Here is a 3,081-nt window from a genome sequence, read left to right as displayed (position 1 = left end):
ACCACCACCAGCCTGGACGCAGCGAAACGCTCGTCGGTAAGCCAGGTCTGCACCAACTCCAATGCCCGACCGGTCACCACACGGACCGCCTCCGGACCGGTGAGTTCCTCACCACCGAGCGACACCAACACGTTGTCCGGCACCGGATCCAGACCCGCCAGCTCACCGAGCACACCCACGGACAGCTCGGTCGACGACGCGTCCACCGCGACCGGTGCCCAGCGCACGACATGCAACGCGTCCTGCTCCACCGCACGCGTGACCACCGGCAGAGACTTCACCTCCCGATCCCGGAACGACCGGACCGACAGAACCGGACGGCCGGCGGGATCGGCCGCATCGACGACAATCCGATCGGCGCCATCGGCGACCAGACGGACCCGCAGGGCCGACGCCCCGGATGCGTGCAGCGACACGCCTTCCCACGCGAACGGCAACCGCTGGCCGCCCGACGCCGACCGCGTCACCAACAGCGCGTGCAGAGCGGAATCCAACAACGCCGGGTGCAACCCGAACGCATCCGCACCGGCCACCCGATCCGGCAACGCCACCTCCGCGAAAACCTCGGCGTCGACACCACTGCCGCGACGCCACACCGCACGCAAACCCTGGAACACCGGCCCGTAACCGAAACCCACCTCCGCGAACCGCGCATAACACCCGTCGAGGTCAACCGGCTCGGCCTCCGACGGCGGCCACTCCCCGGCGAGCGCGGCGAAGTCCGCGCCGGCCGCGATTGCCGGCTCGATGAGGGTGCCCGTCGCGTGGACGACCCACGGCGCGTCGACCGTGCCGTCCGGTCGGGAGTGGACGGTCACCTCCCGCGCACCGGACGTCCCACCGGGCTCCCCGACCCGCACCTGGACGTGGACACCGCCCCGTTCCGGCAGCACCAGGGGCGCCACCAGAGTGAGGTCCGCCACCGTGCCGCAGCCCGCCTCGTCACCGGCCCGGACCACGAGTTCGAGCAGTGCCGTCGCCGGAAGCAGCACGGCGTCGCCGACGCGGTGGTCGCCCAGCCACGGTTGCGCGGCCAGCGAGAGCCGGCCGGTGAGCAGCACTCCGGAACCGTCGGCCAGGACGACCGCGGCACCGAGCAACGGATGCGACGCCGAGGCAAGACCGAGCCCGGACGGGTTGCCGGACCGGGCGGCGCCGTCGGGCCAGAACCGTTCCCGCTGGAACGGGTACGTCGGCAGGCCGGCCAGGCGACCGCCGGCGACGACGCCGGTCCAGTCCACTGTGGAACCTGCGACGTGCAGTGTCGCCATGGCCCGCAGGACACACTCCTCCTCATCGGCATCCCGACGCAGGAGCGGAACCGCGGCCAGCTCGGGCAGCAGAGCGCAGAGGTCGCCGTCAGGGCCGATCTCCAGCACCCGGTCCGGTGCCGCCGCCTCGATCGCGGCTCCGAACCGAACCGCCTGGCGTGCCTGCCGCACCCAGTACGCGGCATCGCCGAACCGATCTTCGGTGTCCACAGTAGACAGCACCGGCACGGTCGTCTCATTGGCGTGGACGCCGTCGATCGCCGCGGCGAACTCGGCCAGCATCGGGTCCAGGTGCGCCGAGTGGAAAGCGTGGCTCGTCCGCAGCCTGGTCTTCTTCTCGAACCGGTCGGCGACGGCGAGCACCGCCTGCTCGTCGCCGGACAGCACGACGCTGTCCGGACCGTTGACGGCCGCGATGGAGACCTTGCCGGTCAGCACGGAAAGGACGTCCGCCTCGGTCGCCCGCACGGCGACCATCGCCCCACCAGGTGGCAGGGCCGTCATCAACCGAGCCCGCGCCGACACCACCGCACACGCATCGTCCAACGACAGCACACCGGCAACGTGGGCCGCCGCCAGCTCGCCAACCGAATGCCCGACAAGGACGTCCGGCCGCACACCGACCGACTCCACCAACCGGAACAACGCCACCTCAACCGCGAACAACGCCGGCTGCGCCCACCCCGTGTCCTCCAACGCCGCCGGATCGGAACCCCACATCACCTCACGCACACCCGGATCCAGCCGAGACAGCACCTCATCCAAGGTGGACGCGAACACCGGGAACCGCTCGTACAGACTCCGGCCCATCCCCAACCGCTGCGAACCCTGACCCGAGAACACGAACGCCAACCGACCCGGCATGGCCTCCCCGGAGGCCACGGTGACCCGCTTCCCGTCGCGTCCGGCCAGCACCACCGCCCGGTGATCGAGCACGGCACGGCCGGTGGCCAGCGTGTACACAGTGTCCACCGTGGACGGAACCGCGTCGAGTAGATCGAGCTGCGCGGTCAGCGCACGCTCCGACCGGGCCGACACCACCAGCGGCAGCACGGCAGGACCAGCCGGCCCCGGCGCTTCCTCCGGCGGCACGTGCTCCAGGATGACGTGGGCGTTGGTGCCGCTGACCCCGAACGACGACACCGCCGCGCGGCGCGGCCGGTCCGCGACCGGCCAGGCGACCGCCTCGGTGAGCAGCGACACCGCGCCCGCGTCCCAGTCCACCTGCGACGACGGCGTGTCCAGGTGCAACGTCTTCGGCGCGATGCCGTGCCGCATGGCCTGCACCATCTTGATCACACCCACGACACCCGCCGCCGCCTGGGCATGCCCCAGATTCGACTTGACCGAACCCAACAGCACCGGCACGTCACGGTCCTGCCCGTAGGTGGCAAGGACCGCCTGCGCCTCGATCGGATCGCCCAGCCGCGTGCCCGTCCCATGCCCCTCAATAACGTCCACATCGGACGCCGTGAGACCCGCGTTCGCAAGGGCCTGCCGGATCACCCGCTGCTGCGACGGACCGTTCGGCGCGGTCAAACCATTCGACGCGCCGTCGGCGTTCACGGCCGAGCCCTGCAGCACGGCGAGGATCCGGTGCCCTCGGCGTTCCGCGTCGGACCGCCGCTCGAGGACGAGCATCCCGACACCTTCGGCCCATCCCGTGCCGTCGGCGGCATCGGAGTACGCCTTGCACCGGCCGTCCCCAGCGAGACCACCCTGCTTGGCGAACTCCGAGAACGACGCAGGCGACGACAGAACCGCCACCCCGCCGGTCAACGCGAGGGAGCACTCACCGGCACGCAGAGCC

Annotated in this window: 1 protein-coding gene; it reads right to left on the bottom strand. The window is 71.2% G+C overall.

The features are described 5' to 3' along the window. The coding region (locus VGD70_RS28105; RefSeq protein ID WP_331086541.1) for a type I polyketide synthase at positions 1–3,038 on the bottom strand (3,038 nt) is incomplete at its 3' end. Positions 3,039–3,081 lie beyond the last annotated feature (43 nt).

It is taken from the genome of Actinophytocola sp. (assembly GCF_036402745.1).
Classification (GTDB): Bacteria; Actinomycetota; Actinomycetes; order Mycobacteriales; family Pseudonocardiaceae; genus Actinophytocola.
This window is presented reverse-complemented; position numbering and strand designations above follow the sequence as displayed.